This window comes from Acidovorax sp. DW039, assembly GCF_037101375.1.
Lineage (GTDB): Bacteria > Pseudomonadota > Gammaproteobacteria > Burkholderiales > Burkholderiaceae_C > Acidovorax.
Window position 1 is genome coordinate 1,490,481 of record NZ_AP029019.1, and the last position, 18,627, is coordinate 1,509,107.

General features: G+C 56.9%; 12 protein-coding genes, 1 tRNA gene and 1 pseudogene. 6 read left to right on the forward strand and 8 right to left on the reverse strand.

Going from position 1 to position 18,627, the window contains the following annotated elements; all coding sequences use genetic code 11:
• The first annotated feature begins 86 nt into the window (after nucleotides 1-86).
• The gene (gene serS, locus AACH87_RS06795) at nucleotides 87-1,406 is read left to right on the forward strand and encodes a serine--tRNA ligase (protein WP_338798014.1); all 1,320 of its coding nucleotides are present in this window, start codon (nucleotides 87-89) and stop codon (nucleotides 1,404-1,406) included.
• 130 nt (nucleotides 1,407-1,536) lie between these two features.
• Here serS and AACH87_RS06800 read toward each other — a convergent pair whose 3' ends face one another.
• Nucleotides 1,537-2,448: a LysR family transcriptional regulator gene (locus tag AACH87_RS06800; protein ID WP_338798015.1), complete on the reverse strand. Its 912-nt coding sequence runs from the start codon at nucleotides 2,446-2,448 to the stop codon at nucleotides 1,537-1,539.
• A 115-nt stretch (nucleotides 2,449-2,563) separates the two neighbouring features.
• On the opposite strand from AACH87_RS06800, the gene AACH87_RS06805 reads away from it, so the two are divergent.
• On the forward strand, nucleotides 2,564-3,793 hold the full coding sequence (locus tag AACH87_RS06805; RefSeq protein WP_338798016.1) for an alpha-hydroxy acid oxidase: 1,230 nt from the start codon (nucleotides 2,564-2,566) through the stop codon (nucleotides 3,791-3,793).
• Between the two features lie 243 nt (nucleotides 3,794-4,036).
• Nucleotides 4,037-4,126 (forward strand) — tRNA-Ser (locus AACH87_RS06810).
• A 770-nt stretch (nucleotides 4,127-4,896) separates the two neighbouring features.
• On the opposite strand, the gene AACH87_RS06815 is transcribed toward AACH87_RS06810, so the two are convergent.
• From AACH87_RS06815 to AACH87_RS06825, 3 genes are read right to left on the reverse strand one after another with little or no spacing between them, the layout of a single operon-like run.
• A complete protein-coding gene (locus AACH87_RS06815; RefSeq protein ID WP_338798017.1) occupies nucleotides 4,897-5,964 on the reverse strand; it encodes a PD-(D/E)XK motif protein in 1,068 nt (355 codons plus the stop codon).
• Nucleotides 5,961-8,831 (reverse strand): Z1 domain-containing protein, encoded by a 2,871-nt coding sequence (locus AACH87_RS06820; protein WP_338798018.1) that lies wholly within the window; start codon nucleotides 8,829-8,831, stop codon nucleotides 5,961-5,963. The genes AACH87_RS06815 and AACH87_RS06820 overlap by 4 nt, the downstream gene beginning before the upstream one ends.
• A 1-nt stretch (nucleotide 8,832) precedes the next feature.
• Nucleotides 8,833-10,659, reverse strand: a complete 1,827-nt coding sequence (locus tag AACH87_RS06825) for a DUF262 domain-containing protein (protein WP_338798019.1) — start codon at nucleotides 10,657-10,659, stop codon at nucleotides 8,833-8,835.
• A gap of 89 nt (nucleotides 10,660-10,748) precedes the next feature.
• Between AACH87_RS06825 and dcm the strand changes: the two genes are divergently transcribed.
• Nucleotides 10,749-12,626: a DNA (cytosine-5-)-methyltransferase gene (dcm, locus tag AACH87_RS06830; RefSeq protein WP_338798020.1), complete on the forward strand. Its 1,878-nt coding sequence runs from the start codon at nucleotides 10,749-10,751 to the stop codon at nucleotides 12,624-12,626.
• Between the two features lie 424 nt (nucleotides 12,627-13,050).
• On the opposite strand, the gene AACH87_RS06835 is transcribed toward dcm, so the two are convergent.
• Entirely contained in the window at nucleotides 13,051-13,491 is a 441-nt protein-coding gene (locus AACH87_RS06835) for a DUF6641 family protein (RefSeq protein WP_338798021.1), read from the reverse strand.
• A 176-nt stretch (nucleotides 13,492-13,667) separates the two neighbouring features.
• Between AACH87_RS06835 and AACH87_RS06840 the strand changes: the two genes are divergently transcribed.
• Together AACH87_RS06840 and AACH87_RS06845 are read left to right on the forward strand one after the other, a co-directional pair.
• On the forward strand, nucleotides 13,668-13,937 hold the full coding sequence (locus AACH87_RS06840; RefSeq protein ID WP_338798022.1) for a hypothetical protein: 270 nt from the start codon (nucleotides 13,668-13,670) through the stop codon (nucleotides 13,935-13,937).
• Nucleotides 13,938-14,210: 273 nt separating this feature from the next.
• Nucleotides 14,211-15,348: pseudogene (locus AACH87_RS06845) on the forward strand (IS3 family transposase).
• A gap of 69 nt (nucleotides 15,349-15,417) precedes the next feature.
• On the opposite strand, the gene AACH87_RS06850 reads toward AACH87_RS06845, so the two are convergent.
• From AACH87_RS06850 to AACH87_RS06860, 3 genes are all read right to left on the reverse strand, one after another.
• Nucleotides 15,418-15,924 carry a hypothetical protein gene (locus tag AACH87_RS06850; protein ID WP_338798023.1) on the reverse strand — a complete coding sequence of 169 codons (507 nt, stop codon included), beginning with the start codon at nucleotides 15,922-15,924 and terminating at the stop codon, nucleotides 15,418-15,420.
• Nucleotides 15,925-16,062: 138 nt separating this feature from the next.
• On the reverse strand, nucleotides 16,063-16,272 hold the full coding sequence (locus AACH87_RS06855; RefSeq protein WP_338798024.1) for a hypothetical protein: 210 nt from the start codon (nucleotides 16,270-16,272) through the stop codon (nucleotides 16,063-16,065).
• Nucleotides 16,263-18,614: a CHASE2 domain-containing protein gene (locus tag AACH87_RS06860; RefSeq protein ID WP_338798025.1), complete on the reverse strand. Its 2,352-nt coding sequence runs from the start codon at nucleotides 18,612-18,614 to the stop codon at nucleotides 16,263-16,265. Before AACH87_RS06860 ends, AACH87_RS06855 begins: the two co-directional genes overlap by 10 nt.
• Nucleotides 18,615-18,627: the final 13 nt, after the last annotated feature.

An 18,627-nucleotide genomic window follows, 5' to 3' on the forward strand; every position in this document is an offset into this window, starting at 1 on the left:
TTTTTTCCTTCATCTGAACGCAGGGTGTTGATCCTGCGCCTGCCTGCCCGCGAGGCGGCGAGGCTTCCCCCTCTAAAATCCAGCCCATGCTCGACATTCTTCTCCTCCGCAAAGACCTCGATACCGTCATCGCGCGTCTGGAAACCCGCAAAAAGCCCCAGGCCTTCCTGAACGTCGAGGCGTTCCAGGCACTGGAATCCGAACGCAAGACGTTGCAGACCCGCACCGAGGAACTGCAGGCCCAGCGCAACCAGCTCTCCAAGCAGATTGGCATGCTGATGGGCAAGGGCGACAAGGACGGCGCAGAGGCCGCCAAGGCGCAGGTGGCCGCATCCAAGGTGGAGCTGGAACAGTCCGCCGCCCGTCTGGACCAGATCCAGACCGAACTGCAGGCCATGCTGGTGGCCGTGCCCAACCTGCCGCACGAGAGCGTGCCCCAGGGCAGCGACGAGCATGGCAACGTGGAAGTGCGCCGTTGGGGCACACCACGCACGCTGGACTTTGAAGTGAAGGACCATGTGGACGTGGGCACGCCGCTGGGCCTGGACTTTGATATGGGTGTGAAGCTCTCGGGCTCGCGCTTCACGGTGATGAAGGGCCAGATTGCCCGCCTGCACCGTGCCCTCAGCCAGTTCATGCTGGACATGCAGACCCAGGAACATGGCTACACCGAGTGCTATGTGCCTTATGCCGTCAATGCCGACTCGCTCAAAGGCACAGGCCAGCTTCCCAAGTTTGAGGGCGACCTGTTTGCCGCCAAGAAGGGCGGGCAGGACGGTGAACCCGTGCCAGACAACGCGGCTCTCTATCTCATCCCGACCAGCGAAGTGCCGCTGACGAACTTTGTGCGCGACGTGGTGGTGGCGGAGTTTGATCTGCCCATCAAGCTCACAGCCCACACGCCTTGCTTCCGCTCCGAGGCGGGCAGCTATGGCCGTGACACGCGCGGCATGATCCGCCAGCACCAGTTCGACAAGGTGGAGATGGTGCAGATCGTCCACCCCGAAAAGAGCTACGAAGCGCTGGAGGAAATGACCCGCCACGCCGAGGCTGTGCTGCAAAAGCTGGGTTTGCCTTACCGCGTGATGAGCCTGTGCACCGGCGACATGGGCTTCAGCGCCGCCAAGACCTACGACCTGGAAGTGTGGCTGCCTGCGCAGAACACCTACCGTGAGATCAGCTCGGTGAGCAACTGCGAAGCCTTCCAGGCCCGCCGTCTGCAGGCCCGCTTCAAGAATGCGCAAGGCAAAAACGAACTGCTGCACACCCTGAACGGCTCTGGCTTGGCCGTGGGCCGTACCCTGGTGGCGGTGCTGGAGAACTACCAGCGTGCGGACGGCACGGTGGAAGTGCCCGCTGCGCTGCGCCCCTACATGGGCGGGGTGTCGGAACTCACACCGGCATGATGGGATGGCGCTTCACCTTTGCATAAAAAGTGGAGCATGATCCGTCGCTAGTGGCGGGTCTATTTGGACAAAACGGGCCCGAGAGGCCCGTTTTGTTTTTCTTCCTGAGGCAAAAGCCAATGCCAATGCGTCAGGCAGGCTGCACGCTCAAGGTCGCAGGCGTAGAGAAATCCACGTGGGCCTGCACCAGTTGCCGCAGGGTGGGAATCAGGCTGCGGGTATCACCACGCCGCCATTGAAATGTGTACTGCAGCGGGGTGAGAGCAAGCCCTCCACCTGCTTTGCGCAGCCCCAGGGGGGCAATCCAGCCCGCAGGCAAAAAGCCTACCCCCACGCCTGCCCGCAACAGGCCCGCCACGGCCCCCCAGCTGTTGCAAAGAATGCGCTCGTTCAAGGCGAGGTTCTGCGCCATGAGCCATTCGTCCAGCAGTCGGGTGGTGCCCGCACCTGCTGGCAGCGTGACCAGAGGGTGACTTTGCAGCAGGGCCGAGGCTGTCTTACGGCCTGCGGGGCCCTTCAGGGCCGGTGCGGCAGCCCATTCAAAGCGCGCTGCGCCCACCGTCTGAGAGATCAAGGTGCTGCGTGAGGAACTGCCCGCTATCACGGCAAAGTCCAGTTCTCCGTTGTCCAGCATGTGCTCCAACACCCTGCCCACGTCCACATAGGGCTCCAAAGCCAGATGCGGCTGCTGCTTGCGAACTGCCGCGACAAAGGCGGGCAGCCAGGTCAGCGCCGAAAGGTCACCCACACCGAACCGGCATCGACCAGATAGAGCTACAGGGCCTTCAGCCGCTTTGCCCAGTGCCGCAACTGCCTGCAGAACTTCCTGCGCAGCAGGAACGAGGCGTTGGCCTGCGTCAGTCAGCACCGCCCTGTGGCCGCTACGGTCAAAAAGCGGTTGGCCGAGGGTGGACTCCAGCTCAGTGATGCGTTTGGACAGCGAGGAGACCGACAGGTGAACTCTCTCTGCTGCGGTTGCGAAGTTGGAGCAGGTGGCAGCCCACCAGAAGGCCTCCAGCTGCTTGATCGATGGCGTTGGCATGTGCACATTGTGCAAAAAAGCGAACAGTGCTGTTCAAGATATTTCGCTTTCTTGCGAGTTTCATCGTTTTTAGAGTAGCGACTTCTCGTTGCTTGCCATCTTTCAAGCTGCCGTCATGCCATCGTCTGCTCCTGCTTCGCTTTCCCCTGATGCAACGCCTCCCCTCGCGGTCAGCCCGCGCCAGCGGCGTGTGCTGCGCCACATGCTGTGCCTGCACGACTTTGAACGGGTTGCCCGCCAGCGCTTGCCCCGTCCCATTTTTGGCTATATCGCTGGCGCGGCAGAAGACAACCTGTCACTGCGTGACAACCGCAGCGTGTTTGACGAATACGCCTTTACGACCCGCGTGCTGGGTGACGTTTCGGCGCGCACCCAGGCGGTTGAGCTGTTTGGCGAACGCTATTCCAGCCCCTTTGGTATCGCCCCCATGGGCATCAACGCCTTGTCCACCTACCGGGGCGATCTGGTGCTGGCCCGCGCAGCCCAGCGGGCAGGCATCGCTTCGGTGATGAGTGGAACGTCGTTGATTCCCATGGAAGAGGTCGCCCGGGAAAGTCCGACAACCTGGTTTCAGGCCTACATCCCCGGAGATCAAGCACGCATTGATGCCTTGCTGGACCGCGTGGCCCGGGCAGGTTTTCGCACGCTGGTGGTAACTGTGGACATTCCCATCTCCGCCAACCGGGAGAACAACATCCGCTCCGGCTTCTCCACCCCGCTGCGGCCCAGCCTGCGGCTGGCATGGGATGGCCTGGTGCGGCCACGCTGGCTGATCAGCACTTTTGCGCGCACCTTGCTCTGCCACGGCATGCCGCACTTTGAAAACTCGTTTGCCACCCGCGGCGCTCCCATCGTTTCATCGTCCGTGCTGCGCGACTTTTCGGCCCGGGACCATTTGAATTGGGACCATCTGCGGGCTATCCGCCAGCGGTGGAAGGGCCCCTTGGTAATCAAGGGCATCCTGAGTGTGGAGGACGCCTTGCAGGCCCAGCGCATGGGGGCGGATGCGGTCGTGCTCTCCAATCACGGCGGGCGGCAACTGGATGGCGCGGCGTCGGCCATGCGTGTTCTGGAGGCGGTGGTCGCTGCGGTGGGGCCTTCCTACCCCGTGCTGATCGACGGAGGCTTTCGCCGTGGCTCCGATGTGCTCAAGGCCATTGCCCTGGGGGCACGCATGGTACTGGTGGGGCGGCCGTTCAACTACGCTGCTGCCGTCGCAGGAGAGGCCGGGGTCACGCATGCCATAGGCCTCCTGCGTGACGAAATAGACCGGAACATGGCCATGCTGGGCGTCACTTCATGCGCGGCGCTGGGGGCACACCAACTGATGAGGCGTCATGGTTGAGATGGCGACGCCAGCCTTGGCAAAGCTTGCTATAATCGCAGGCTTAGACACACAGGAGAGGTAGCAGAGTGGTCGAATGTACCTGACTCGAAATGAAGTGCATTTGAGTCGCGTCGCTCGTAACCTGTTGTCGTTAAAGGGAAATTCCAGTCAGACCACGGAATTTTTCCTTGCAAAGATTTGCAAAGTTCTTCAGTTCAGCGCCTGCTATAATCGCAGTCTCTCGACCGAGAAACACACCTAGGAGAGGTGGCAGAGTGGTCGAATGTACCTGACTCGAAATCAGGCGTAGTGGCAACACTACCGTGGGTTCGAATCCCACCCTCTCCGCCAGGGCCCTGTGCTCTGACGACAGCGTCCACTAACTAGTGGACGTTTTTGTTTTTGCTGCTAGCACACAGTACAGCGGAGCTTTGTAAGCTCAAAGCCACCACGGCAAGCTACCACAGGCCTGCGGCAGTCCTAGGTGGCTGGCACCTGCGATTAACGCTTGTGCGCAGGATTTGAGGCCTTGTATGACATGCACACCTCTACAACCCTTCGCGAAGAAAGTGCGTCCACAAATTGCACTTGTTTTGTGGACTGGTTGAGGGATTGCAGTTCCGCGTCTGGCTCTCTCTACGCTGTCAGTGAATTTAAGTGATAAGCCTCATCACCCAAGCTATAACAGCATAAATTAAGTGCCGACGACGCCCTCAGTATCTTGAGATTTTCCTTCTGGCTTCCCGTACTGACTGCGATGCGACAGACATATCTACCTAAACCGAGAGCTGCCTGGCTCTGTCCTTAGCACGCTTCGCTGGATTCTTCAATATTTTGATACGCTTTGTGAGGCGGCGTCGCTGTCACCGATCTCGTTCGGCCTGAAACAAGCCCCCATTCACTAGTCCCCTGTGCATTCAAGGAGGAGCTTCGAATGATTGGATTCGGTGCGGTTGCGGATATATGGCTTTCGCTTGCTAATCAGCACTATCGCCCGTTTGGCGACTGCATAGCGCGCCTGCTTTGCAGGCAGCCACTTGGGTCGAGTGGGCTCCTAAGACCGGCGCTGAGGCCTCCTCGATTGGAGAGATAAACATGCCAAAGTATTGGCATCGGTTCGCCTAAGTCAGATGCAGAGATTCACGCGTGAACTGAGTAATAGCGTGGGCCCAGTTTGCCAAAGGGTTTCCAGGAGAGATCGACGAAGGCAGTTCCAATGAAAATGCCAAGTCATCTGCGCGTACAAAGGTCATCTCAACGTCAGTCCGCCTCAGAAGTCGCATGCTAGCATCATCCAGATCGTAAAGTCGCGGCGTGAACGTCATTGAAAACTTCGTCGCGTAGACGTGATGTTCCGCCATCAGTGCATGATCGTATCCAATCCCATGCTCGGCGCCATAGCTTCTTACGGCCTCCAAGAAGCGAGATTCGAGACCTTCTGCGCCGCTCAGTCGCAATAACTTTGCAATCCGAGAAACCATGTTTGTTAGGCTTGTGCCGTCGCCCGTGTTCGAGTGAAATCCAACACTGAGTAAGAGCAAGCGACGTTCATCGAGGCAGCGCTCTACTTGGTATAGCCCGCTAAATCGATGGCTGGAACTAGCAGTCAATGTTGTTTTCACTTCAACTGATGTTGAGCCAATGCGAAAGTCTCGTGTAGCACCCCGCCAGCCAGTCCACATCTCAAGTACCGACACGAGCAACTGTGGCTGTAGGACTACCGCGCTCAACATAGTCTCAAGGCATGTAAGTTCACCCAAAAGCCCGAGTAAATGCTCCTCTGTAATCGCTGAACGCCGAAGCGATAGTTCTATTACCGTTTCAACCCGCGAAAACGCGCTTTGAATACTCTCGCCTGCTTCAATTCCAGCGTTCGCTAGTTCTACCGCGACCATTGCTGCTACCGGAGCATATTGATCTTTGCCCGGATAGACCAAACGATTGGCCTCGACCGAAGCGCCCCCTTCCACAATGTCCCACTTAGCGTAGTCGAGATGGCGGCGAACGAGGGTAGAGCTTGCGTGAAGCGGTGGGCCGACGAGAAACACGCCAATGGACTTCTCTGACCGCGCGACACCGAGCAATCGTGGAACGATCCACATCGTCCGATGTGCCTTCTCGTCACCCTCAACGCCTAGTTCAGCGAGTTCGTCACGCACCCTTTGATATGCATCGGTAAGACTATTCATTTCAATGCCGCAATATGATCGGGGCCGCCTTGTGGGATTGAAAGTCCCATACAGATAACTTCGCGACCTAATGGTTCTTTCACGACATGAAAAAGAAGTAGGCCTGGGTGCCCGCGCGGGCGCCATTTATCACCGGTCAGCAGATGTGGGGCTTTCTCGGGTCCATGCAAGTGATAGTCGAACAATTGGTCGCCGAGCCATTTCTCGCTAGGATTTCTTGAGCCCCACAACGTCACTAGTTGATCTGGATGTCGCTCAGAGATTCCGCGAGTCATCATTTGTAGGTCAAAGCGGCGCAATTGTTCGCTCTGCGCAGTTTGCAATGGTCCAAACCGCACCCCGACGTAGAACTCCGGCTTCGCGCTTCTGTATGCCTTAATGTCGGTCATATTCCACGGAACTTTGTCATTGTCGGTCGGGCGCAAGCCAGGCACGGTGGGATCATCCAACGCCGCTTGCCAGAAGCGAAGATAAGCGGCGATGGAGTATGGGCAACCTGATGGCTCTACGCGCATCGGGCCGGGCGCTCTTCCCGGAGGTCGAAAGAACGGTGTCGAAATTCGCATCAACTGCTGCAAGTGCGTCCACCGCTGTGACATCTCCAAGCTGAGCGCTGGATCGTGCCGTGAGTAAGTAAATTTTTCTAAAAGGCTGGCGACTTCAAGTAGCGAGAGTGGGATCTCGCGAATCAGACCGCGTAACACGCCGTCGGTGGTCAATGCCGTCAGATCAGGAACGTCGAGAGTAGAGGCAAGTACGGCGAGGTTGGCGTCGTAGCAATCTCCATCCGGCGGCTCAAACATACGGATTGAAGGTGTGGGGCCGGGATGCAGTGGCACTCTCTTCGTCTCGACCTTGGAGGTCGCTCGAAATGTCTCACCTTGCAGCACAAGAATACTGTCCCTAGCACCGGCAATTGGTGCGTCCATTGCGGAGAGGATCTCACTCTTGAGGGCTTGATCGGTGCCATGGTACTGGCGAAACAGTTCAAGCTGATCAGAGAATCCGAAGACGCGACACATCGCAAAGTATGCACCCCGATATCCAAACCAGCGCTGCATTTGCATCTGCGTGTCGGCAGCCGGTTCACGAGCGCCACGAAGAAAGAGGCTTGTGCACAGCCCTTCCACCGTTAGCCCTCGCGACAAAACGTTTCCCGCAATAAAAATCGAGTAAATGTCAGCGGGCGCTTCCCAGCCCGTATCGGTCTTGCTAGGTAGAAATTCAGGGCGTGAACTCGCTCGAGCATCGCTATTTAGAACTCGAATGTTCACGTTAGGGAAGACTTGCTCGCATAGACAGGCCTTAACTGTCTCCCATTCAAGATCATGTATTGCATTTGGTCCGCCTCCAGGCAGCGTTGCAAGGGCGGCGGTACTGGCTTTGAAGCGCTCTAGCCAAACCGACCAAAGATCCGCTTCTGACTCAAGCCGCGCTTCTAGCCCGCTGACGTCCAAGTAAGCGCGCTGCTCGTCAAACTCTTGTGCGTGAACCTCAGCAAGTGACAGCATGCCCTCGCTACTACGAGACCATCGAACGATAGCAACAGCCGCTGCAAAGTGATCGTTCTTTAGCGCCGACGGGTGATACAGCATTGAATGCGCGGAAGGCAATTCTGCGACTGCAGCTTCCAGAGTGGGAAACACAGTGCCTGACTTATGAAAGTGTTTCTTCGAAAGCAACAGTCGGACCGCTCCGGATACAAAGTAATGCCGGAGTGCGTCACCAAGCATCGTCCAGCGCGTCGCATCAAAGTCAGAAATTACCGCATCAACGCCTCCCTCGCCAGCGTGCTCGTCGCCATCATCTGTCTCTGGAAATGGATAGCCGATGCAGGGATCTGCGGCTAGCCCATGGAATCTGTCGTAGTAAAAGTCGCCACCCGTGTAATAGCCCGATAACCCACCAGGCTCGGCATAGGACACGCACCTTGGGGAGGTAGTGCCGATATCAGACGGAACTCGAAGCGCTGCAAAGAAATCGCGTGGAGCGAGCGGGTTGTGTGCGTGCTGGAGAAAATTTGCTTGCGGAGTCGCGGTATATGCGATGTATGTCGCGAAAACGTTCTTGTGTGTAGTGAGTGGCTTTGACGGCCCCCGAGACCACAGCATCTCAATGAACTTGGGAGTCACCTTCCCACTGTCCGCCGCATCGAGAACACTTGCATCGTCCGCCTCGTCATCCAGCACGACCATGGAGATTGGCTCACTATCGTGAGTACGCTCAGAACTCCCGAGCAATTCGTCAACGAACTTTGCAAGCGCCAGTAAGTGATCATCTTCCTTGGGAACGACGATGATCAATGGAGTTCTCTCAATTAGGCCCTTCTCAGCGCGTCTGCGCTGCCCACGCAGATATGCAATGGGATCCACACGCGTCTCGCTTCCCAGCACATCTTCGGGCTGCGGAACAAGCGTACGGACCTTGTCCCGCTTCCATGCCACATCAGCCGAAGACCCATCGAGTTGTGACAGGAGCCGCTCGTACGTCTGAAGCCAAAGAGGAACGCGGGTACCAGCCAGGAAAATCAGTACATCGACTTGACGATCAAGAATAAGGGCTGCAACCGCCAACATACTCGCCGTCTTGCCGCTTTGCACAGAGCCGACGACCACCCCCGTCCGGACTCTCGCTTCACCATACGCTTCTCGATCGAGCACGCTTCCGATCATTGGCATCGCTCTGTCTGCGATGTATCTCGCGTCCTCCTCAACGACCTGCTGCGTCTGAGGTGGTAGCTTGGCTAGGCTTTTTTGGTAGATTTCCCACCACTTCGAAGACGCCGAATAGGGAGCGGCGGCAGCAGGCGCTGCCGCACGCTCCTGTCGCCGGAGTACTTCGATCTTTCTACGGGATTCCTCGCTCACACTACTTCTGCGCCGCCGCAGCAGCAATCGAACGTAGCGTCGTAATGCAGCTGTAACCGTATCGCTTCTGAAGAACAACTTCGGCTGAATCGAGATCTATGCCTGTGGCCTTCAGAATGTCCAGGCAGCTTTGTGCAATGTACTCCCACTGCGTTTTGTTCTGTGTCTTCTCGGGTCCGAGCCTGCGCTCTGTGGCCTCTCTAACTTCATCAATTGCATCGAGCAAACGGTCGCCTTGATCCGTTGCCGCGAGAACGAGGGATGCAATGAGGCTGCCCACCAGCGGCAACTCCTCCCATCGTGACGCGACACCTCTCTTGCTACGGAACTTGGGGGACCATGCATTGTTTGCGTCGGAATGCAGCAGAACTGCCTGGTAGATATCGCTCGCAAGCGTTGTCAGGGTCTGAGGCAGCGTTAGAAGGCCTTGGTTATCGCTTAGTTCGATCAGCAGAGCATCGATGTGAGACGCGGTAGAAGGTGTGACGAAGACTCCACTCGAACTCTTATTCGGAGCATGCAAGAAGATTGCGCACGCCCACGAGAGCACTTTCGTTCGCTTGAACCTGAGCGTTCCGAATCCGCGGTCAAGCAAGGTCTTGCCAATCTCCGCGATGCGTGGCCTAAATTCTGCAGGCAAGTACCGCGCGAGCTCTTCGACGTCGGGGCGGTCGCCGCTCAGTAGCAACAGGAGCTTGGTTAGGCCGAGATGATGATACGTTGCGTTACGCAACTCCTCTGCGTTGAGCTTCTTGCCCTGCTTGTTATAGATTGAGAAAACGAGATGGATGTCACGCAGTCGTGTGCGTTCATAGATGATGACGGGGATCTGATATTTTGAGTGTGCCTTCTCGAAAATATCTCGCACCTTCACCTGGTCTTGTCCCACTCTTAACGGTAGATCGCGAATTTCGGCGTAGTACTTGCCGGATAGCGGAAAAAGCGGATCTCTTTGATCCGTGTACCGTCGGAGTCGAAACGGCAAAAAATTTGCCCCAATCTCTCTTCCACGCAAATGCAGCTTGCTGATGATGCGCTTTGGGTTAGTCGCAAGCTCTTTCTCAACTTCATTTTCTTTTGCGAACGCAAGTGCACTGGGATGCTGACCAATGAAGCGCAGAATGGCTGTGAGTCTCTGCTTTCCATCAACGATCTGAAGTTGATCGCTGCCTTCAATTTGCGTCAAGATGATCGAAGGTATGGGAATACCGCGAAGTATCGAGTCAATAAGGAGTTGGGAATCAGCCGTGGACCACACGCTGTCGCGCTGATAGGAGGGATTAAGCTCTAACTCTCCTTCCTTGCCGTAGTCTGCGAGCGTTCGGATCGTCATTGTCTTGACTTCCGCCTTGATGGAACTCGGCCGCTTGTCCTGGCCAGAATTCGCCTCCTCCCAAACCAGCCGCCACGCCTCTGTCGCCTCTTTCAGGCTTTGGTCATCTTCAAGAGACTCATCAAACATCTCCCGATGCGACACAGCTCGAGAGAGCCTGTAGTCAAGATGCTGCGAGCCAAGCGCTGACAGTTGCAATCCGCCTGTGCCTGCAATGACACAGGAATTTGCCGAATCGCTTGACAACTGCTGAAAAAGTTGCAGGGCGGCTTCATCAGCCGAGATATCGGCTGATACAGGGCTGTCAAGAAACAGCCAACCCTGTATTTTTAGCGTCTTTAGCAGCCAGTCGTTTGACTGAAAGTCAACAGAATCAGGATCAAAAGGAACGAGATCTGGTGGGGGCGTAACGCCCTGCGGCATCCGGCCTTGCTGTGACAGATCGGAAAGTGCCTGCGCGATGCCAATCAGGTCTTCTTCGACCGCTAAATCCATCGTTTCTCCCATTGTTTTGCGCCATCCAAGGCCTAGACAAATGATAGCTGCATGGAACGTGTACGTGAGCTGGTACTATTGACGTTTGAATGCATTGTGGTCTGAGCAGCGGAGGAAAAGTGGGCAGAGCGGTATCGGCAAAGAATGACAACATCATCAAGTTCGTGGATTTTTGCGCGGGACTCGGCGGGTTTCATCATGCTCTATCGCAAGTTGCCAAGGAAATGCTGAAGTCCCGGCAGTTGCAGTTCGAGTTCGAATGCGTGGCAGCCTCAGAGATCGAGGATGACTTGCGGGAGTGTTACGCGCAGAATTTCCCCGATATTGTTGAAAGCTACGCTACCCATCACCTTCCGAAGGTTGAAGCTGCAGCACTCTTGCTCCGTTCGGCTAAGCGCGAAGAATTGATGCACGCCCTCCCTGTTTTCGACACCGATGGTGCGTTAAAAAGAGTTCACGGCGACCTTTTCGTCTTCCTCAACGACGACGCTAGCAATCTAAGGACTCTCGCGGACGGTAGAGCGCTCCTTCCGCGCCATGACCTACTTTGCGCTGGATTTCCGTGTCAACCCTTTTCGAAATCTGGGGCGCAAAAGGGGTTTGAGGACACAAGAGGCACAGTCTTTCATGCGCTAGCAACCATGACAAGGGAGCTTCTTCCGGCTTTCCTGCTACTGGAAAACGTAGGGAATTTTCCCCGCCACGACAATGGCAATACGTGGCGACGGGTCAAGACGATTCTCCAGGATCTAGGCTATGACGTTGTGGCAACGGAACCGATTTCATCTGGACCCGAGGCCACCGGTTTGATGTCTCCGCACCACCGCGGCTACCCACACCACAGAGAGCGATTCTTCATATTCGCTCAGCGAAGAAAGGCGCTCGTCACCGACAGCGACTGTATTCGCAAGCTTCTAGCAGTACCACTGTCCGCACGCGTACCCGCGCGCAGAGTGAGTCGCTCCCGCACTGACGATACCGTGGTCGCGCTGGAAAAAGTCGCTCGGATTGAGTTAATAAAGATCATCTCCAAGCCCAAGTGCAAGAGCGAAAATGAGGCACTTCTTTCCGCGCAACTCTCCGCAGATCATGCGCGCTGCATCAACCATTGGGGAAAGCTGCTTGAGAAGCTCAATGAGCATGACAAAGCGACCGGCACCACCGAATGGCGCGACTCGATGCCTTCGTTCCCGATTTGGGGGTATGAACTGGATCCTTGGCATTGGTATCCAATCGATTCGAATCCAGCCGACCGTGCTGGTCAATTTGAAGTGTTAGGTCGGTTTGGGAGTTCATTGCTTAGTGAAGCGGCTGTGACTGTTAGAGAGTCCACGGGAGGCCGTGTGTCGCTGCGCGACTACCCACCGAATGGCGATCGAGAGTGGCTCCGACGTCCGCTTAGCTCAACTCGGTCCAGGCGTTGGATCGAGAGTTGGCCGAGCTATGCAGCAAGCCGTGGTGACTGGCCGGATTGGAAAGTTCGGTTCATTGCGCAAAATCGGGAGTGGGCGTTGAAGTTGTGGGCTGCGCTGGATCCAAAGTGGTTGCGCGGGTGGTTGGATGAGCTTTTTGACGTCATCGCCGTCCCCTCGTTACAGAAGCTGGAGTGGAACTGCAAGGGAGAGGAGTTAAATATCTGGAACCATATCTTGCAGTTTCGTCCCTCTGGCCTGCGAGTGAAACGGCTTGCACACGTCCCCGCACTCGTTGCTATGACCACCACACAAATTCCCATCGTCCCGCGCTTGAACAAGGAGGAGTCGCTCACTGGCGCGGCGGTGGGGACTAAAGGCCGACATCTACTTCCTTCGGAAGCGTTGCAGTTGCAGGGATTCCCTCCTCACTGGCGTCTCCCTAAATCCAGGGAGAGGGCGTTCACGTGCTTCGGCAATGCTGTGCACGCGGGCTTGGTGAAGGATGTATTTCTGGATTGGCTGTTTTCTTGCCATTTCTCCGCGAAGCCATAACTAACATGACTGCCCCATGCCCGGAAACCTGTGGGAATCATCGCGGCTTGTCTTAACAGTTCCGCGCGTCTTTGGAATGCTTCCAACTGGATGAGTCTTCTTCCCTGCTTCTCTCTTGACGGTCAGCACATCCGCTTCGTCTCGGAAGCGGATGGCCAGAAGCACAGTTGACAAGTCTGCAACTGCTTCACATTAGCGGTTGGATCGCATCGCTTGAACGACTGCGACGGATCGACTTCATCCATCAGAGAAACTCAGACCAACACCGCCACGCCGAGCACATTGCCAGGCCCAAACTGCCACTTAAGTAGCTGGAGTGCATGAATGGGATTGCTGGCCGCCACTTGCGCCCACACCGTCACGGTATTTGCTCCAGATGGGCCGTGAACGCGGACTCTTGCTTTGTATGTGTTCACAAACAGCGTCACTTCTTCTTGAAACCGGCACGGACAGCGCCGCTGGCTGCTTCGATCTGAGCATCAAGCTCGCCGGCCAAGATGGCTTCACGCACGGCCAATAGCGTGTCTACAAGACTGTCGATGTGGCCCACTTCGATAGCGTTCTTGCCCTTGGCGATCTCGATAGGCTTTGAGCCGTATCGCAAACCCAGAACGACAGTTCCGGTCTGATTTGTCCACCACCATGGTCGCACCGTCATCGCTGCGTCCACTTGTTTTTTCAAACCAGTTTCACGGTCGATGATTGTTTTCTTGCGGGATGCTACAAATTCCCCGCCTCCGGTCTGTGCTTTTGCTAGCGCGATCTGAAGATCGACTTTCCCAGTCAGCTTAAAACGGCGGATGGCGATTGGTGTCTTCTGGTCTGCTTGAGCGCTCACAAGCTTGAGTTTTGTCAGTGCTGTCATGGTCGGTCTCTCCTGTGTTGAAAACCATACTTTGCTACCTGACCAGCATCTAGGGCGACCGGAATTTGTCTGTCGTCTTTGGCTCACGATCAACAGCGAAGCCGCATTTTTCGGGTCGCGTGAAGTACCGCTACCTCGTAACTTTGTTCGACTGAAACCACGGTCAACAAAGCAACATGGCACTCTTCCAATTCGGCTCCTTTGTAGCAACCCCAGCTGCACTTGCCCACTGCGAAAAACACAAGGTCAATCCGCTCCTACTGCTTGGCCGACACATCCACGGCGATTGGGGTGAATTGGCGAGCGACGACGTACATGCAAACCAAAACGCATTGGCCTACGGTGACCGCATCTTCAGCAGCTACAGAGTAGGTGACGGCAAGGTGTGGGTCATCACCGAAGCTGACCGCAGTTGCACCTGCTTGATGTTGCCTGAGGACTACTGAACACCGAACGGAACCGCTTTAAACGACGCACCGATGCTGCTGGTCATAAATATGTCGGGGATAGGCTGCAGCAGTCACAGACCTAAAGGGCGCAAAAGTCGGTGACTAATAGTATGTATAGCAGTCAATGCAAATGGGTGCAGTGACTGACTTGAAACGCATGAAAAAGAGCGACAGCGGCTTCTCCCTGTAAACCAGACAGGAGAGAACAATTGGACTTCACCCGGTTCAATAGACACCTATCAAGGTCGAAATTGAACTGGAGAGTGAGAAATGAAGAGAGTGCGATACCCGGCGGAGTTCAAGGCAGAAGCCGTCAAACAGGTGACTGAGCGTGGTTATGGGGTAGTGGATGTAGCCAAGCGATTGGGCGTGTCGGACAAAAGCCTGTACCTGTGGGTGCGGCTTGCCAAAGAGCAATCGAGCGCAGGGGGCGCAGAAACAAGCCAGCTCAAGGCAGAGGTATTCCGGCTCAAAGCGGAACTCAAAAGGGCTAATGAGGAGCGTGACATCCTAAAAAAGGCCGCAACGTACTTTGCCAAGCTGGCCGGGTGAAGTGCGCATTCATGGCCTAGCACAAAGGCCAGTTCCGGCTCAGCAGCATGTGCCGCGTTCAGCGCGTACAGCGCAATGGCTATTACGCTTGGAAGGCCAATCCAAAGTCCAAACGCGCTTTAGCCGACGATATCTTGCTGGCAAGAATTCGGCAATCCTTTGACGACAGCCATGGGATTTGTGAAAGCCCACGCATTCTGCGGGACTCGCGAGAGGACGGTATGGCGTACGGCCAAAACGTGTAGCACGCCTGATGTGCCAGGCCCAACTGCGCTCAGTGCGTGGATACAAGCGACCTCGCTACCGAGTCGGCCTTCCTGCGACTGCAGTACCGAACCGTTTGCGACGTGAGTTCACGGTCACGCTGCCGAACCAAGTGTGGGTCATCGACATTACCTATATCCGAACCCATGAGGATTGGTTGTACCTAACGGCCGTAATTGACCTGTACTCGCGCATGGTGGTCGGCTGGGCAATGAACGCCAGCATGGTTACAGAGTTGGTGTTGGATGCGCTCACGATGGCTATGTGGCGCAGGCGCCCAACGGGCCCGGTGATGATCTATTCCTATCAAGGAAGTCAGTTTGGCAGTGACGACTTCGCCCGCTGGTGCAAGGACAACCAATTGGTGCCAAGCATGAGCCGACGTGGAAACTGTTGGGACAACGCGGTGGCAGAGTCCTTCTTTAGCAGCTTGAAGAAGGAGAGAATCAAACGCCATATCTATGCCACCAGGCAAGACGCCAAGTCAGATGTGTTTGACTACATCGAAGGTTTTTACAATCGAATCCGTCGGCACAGTCACCTAGACCAACTGAGTCCGCTGGCATTCGAACAACTCCGAAACGGAAGTTGAAATATGTCTACGAAACCGGGTGAAGTCCAAGGGTGCATGGGTATTAGTAGGTCAGGGCTTCGTCGTGTATCAGCCGTTGACCCACCCACTCCTATCTACTTGTAGCCTGTCAAATTTGCCGCGAAGCTCAATACAGAGAGCCGCGCATTCAATTCGCAGTTTGCGGACTTCTTCCATCTGCCGCACTGAAGACAGCGATATTTCGTTGGCGCGACTTCGAAACGCCTTCACCTTGTCAGTCGTCTCAACTGAGTCGGCAATGTGCTCATCAACCCGTTCAATAAATAGCTTGAACCTACTGTTCGACAGGTTGTCAGTACCCATCGCCATTGCGCGTGAAGTTGCAGCCACCTTCGTGTTGGCCCCGAGAAAGTAGAGCTTTGCCGACTCGGCCTCCACCTCCGCAACAGCTAGGGTCAAGCGCTCGAGTTCAAGTGCAAACTCATCTGCAACCGTTTTTTCAGCCAGAGACTTGGCTAGGTTATGTGCTTCGGTTGCTGTGCTCCACGCCCAGTAGGCGGCAGCAGCGCTGACTGCACTTGAGAATGCAGACAAATAGTCTGTGAAGTTGGACATGTTCCCCCTTTGCTTGTTGGGGCCGAAGGTTATCCGGTCCTTACGCTCTTGGGCAACTGTTGATGAGTCGCTCCAGAGCCCTTGTCGACTCATGCGAAGTCGCAGCGGCGTCCTCGAATGATTCGTCAGCGCCCGCAACTATTGCAGCGGGTCGTTTTCTCTGGCTGGCCAGCTATCAGGCAAGGGCGTTTGCGGGTGCTTGGTAGCTGCGGCGCGACACACGATGCGCGAGTGTTCGCCACGGATGCGTAGAACCTCGGTGTTTTGCTGCTCGATTGCACTTTTTAGAGTTTTTATCTTGGGGGCTGCTTCTGCAATACGCTTGCCTAAACCATCTTTCAGTTCCACGCCTGATCGCAGCCTATCCTTTCACCCATCCTCGTTGCGCAGGGCAGGTACATTCGAAACTCTGCGCCGCAGCCTGTGTCGCTTTCCACTTCCAGTTTTCCGCCGTGGCGTTGCACGACCGTGTGCACCAGTGCCAAACCCAGACCGATCCCGTTGACTTGGGGGTGACTTTGCTCGTGCAGGCGTGCGAAGGGGGCAAAAAGCTGCTTTTGCTGCTCTTTCGCAATGCCGGGGCCTTGATCGCGTACGTGAATGATCCAGTGTGGTGGCGATGCGGTAACGCGGCATTGCACGGTTCCGCCCTCGGGACTGAACTTGACGGCGTTGTGCAGCAGGTTGGCGATGGCTCTGCCGAGCAAGGGGCGATCGCCCGTGCAGGGGGCTTCATCGGGCAGGTTAAGCAAGGTAATATGAACCTGCCGCTCACGGGCCAGGGCCCAGGCGTCGTCGGCGGTCTCGTGCAGCAGGGCGACGAGGTCCAGCTCGGTTTGTTGGTATTCCTGGGTTTGTGCGCTGGCAAGGCGTACAAAGTTTTCAGCCATTTCCAGCGAGCTGCGGGCGTACCGCTCGATGCGCTGCATCAGCAGCGGGGTGGGCAGTTGCTCGGGCGATGCCCGCTGCATTTCCAGCAGGGTCAGGATCGATGCATTGGGGGCACGGATATCGTGAGAAATGAAGTGCAGCGCCTGGTCTCTTTGCTTCAGGGCTCGGCGGATGTCGCTCATGTCTACCAGCGTGATGAGCCAGCCGACGTTCGCGAATTCGGTAAATGGCTTGCTCAGCAAAAGCAGGCTTCTGCCTTTGGCGTCCAAACCCTCGCATTGCGCTGGCAACTGGCCGCTGCGCAGCTTCTCTGTGGTCAGCAGCGGTTGCCCGTCATGCACGCCGCACAGGTCATGCAGCATGTGGGTGATGGATTTACCCAGACCGGCCTGGCTGTGTGCCTGCGGCGGCAGATGGAGGTGGCGCTGCGCTGCTTCGTTGAGGAGCAGGATGTGCCCTTGGGCATCGCACACAAAGTTGGGCGAGGGGAGCTGTTGCAGGCTGGTGCTCACGAACTGGTGCAGATCCCGGAGTTGGCGGGATGCACTCTCTACAGCGTTGATGTGCCGGTCCAGAAAGTCACCCGAGGTGGGTGCAGGGCGGTGGGCCAAGGCGTGTTCTTGCTGCAGTCGCTCCATCTCGATCCGCAAATACTGGGCTGCAGCGCTGAGCCTGCGCCAGCTCCACAGTGGGTATGCCAGCACCAGACCAAGCAGGGCGGCGGCGGGGGCAAACTGCACTCCGGCCCAGCCGGGAAACAGTATGGCGAGGGCCAAAGTCAACGAGGCCAGGCCCGCACTGGTGAGCAATGCCCCCAGCGGGCCCAAAAACCAGAGCGCACCTAGCGCCAACCCGACGGGCAGCAGGTTGAACACGAGGTTCCACCCGGGCGATGCGGGCTGCAGGCGCACTTGCGCCAGTTGTCCGTCGAGCACATGGCCTACCACCTCCACCCCTGGCATCAGTCGTGCCCCCGTGCTCACCGGTGTGGCGAACAGATCGCCCAGCCCCGAAGCGACAGCGCCCACCAGCACGTACTTCCCTTCAAATGCCTGCGGGGGCGTCTGGCCTTGCAGTACGTCGATGTAGGAATAGGTGGGAAAGTGCCCTGGTCCACCGCCAAAGGCGATCAGCTCACGATCACGCATGGTCCAGGTGGGGGCGGTCTCCGTTTCAGGGGAGGTGGCTGGGCAAGGTATCCCCGTGGCTTGCCCCGCGCACAGCATGGCCAGGCTGAAGTGGCTCCACTGCGCTGATTCGGGGCCTTCCCGCAGATAGAGGCTGCGCACCACTCCGTCGCCGTCAGGTGCAATATGCACATGCCCTAGTGCCGCGGCAGCCTGTGCAAAGCGCTCCAGCGGCGGCTGTGATGCGCTCATGCCCATGCCTGCATAGCTGCGCTGCAGCACGGGCAGCACCACGTTGCGGGCGTTGTGGATGGCTTGGGCCAGCAGGGCGTCGTCCAGCGGGTTGTCGGTGTCGGCTTCGCTGAAGAGGATGTCCAGGCCGATGGCCTTGGGTTGCTGGGCGCTGATGGTTTGCAGCAGTTGTGCGTGCAGTGCCCTGCGCCAGGGCCAGCGGCCAATGGCTGTGATGCTGCGGTCATCTACCGCCACGATGACGATGTCTGGATGAGGTGCGCGTGCCAGCGAGCGCAGGCCGATGTCCTGAATGAGGTGATTGGGCCCCGAGAGTTGGGTGGGCGCGCTCAGCCACGCCACCATGCCCAGCAGTGTGGTTGCCAGCAGAGCCCACTCCAGAAGGCGCTGCTGGGCGCGGGTGCGGGCGGCTCTGGGCATATGGGGCCGAGTG

Coding starts and splice junctions, on each gene's coding strand:
- serS (WP_338798014.1), top strand. CDS start 87: ATGCTCGACATTCTTCTCCTCCGCAAAGACCTCGATACCGTCATCGCG.
- AACH87_RS06800 (WP_338798015.1), bottom strand. CDS start 2,448: ATGCCAACGCCATCGATCAAGCAGCTGGAGGCCTTCTGGTGGGCTGCC.
- AACH87_RS06805 (WP_338798016.1), top strand. CDS start 2,564: ATGCCATCGTCTGCTCCTGCTTCGCTTTCCCCTGATGCAACGCCTCCC.
- AACH87_RS06815 (WP_338798017.1), bottom strand. CDS start 5,964: ATGAATAGTCTTACCGATGCATATCAAAGGGTGCGTGACGAACTCGCT.
- AACH87_RS06825 (WP_338798019.1), bottom strand. CDS start 10,659: ATGGATTTAGCGGTCGAAGAAGACCTGATTGGCATCGCGCAGGCACTT.
- dcm (WP_338798020.1), top strand. CDS start 10,749: ATGCATTGTGGTCTGAGCAGCGGAGGAAAAGTGGGCAGAGCGGTATCG.
- AACH87_RS06835 (WP_338798021.1), bottom strand. CDS start 13,491: ATGACAGCACTGACAAAACTCAAGCTTGTGAGCGCTCAAGCAGACCAG.
- AACH87_RS06840 (WP_338798022.1), top strand. CDS start 13,668: ATGGCACTCTTCCAATTCGGCTCCTTTGTAGCAACCCCAGCTGCACTT.
- AACH87_RS06850 (WP_338798023.1), bottom strand. CDS start 15,924: ATGTCCAACTTCACAGACTATTTGTCTGCATTCTCAAGTGCAGTCAGC.
- AACH87_RS06860 (WP_338798025.1), bottom strand. CDS start 18,614: ATGCCCAGAGCCGCCCGCACCCGCGCCCAGCAGCGCCTTCTGGAGTGG.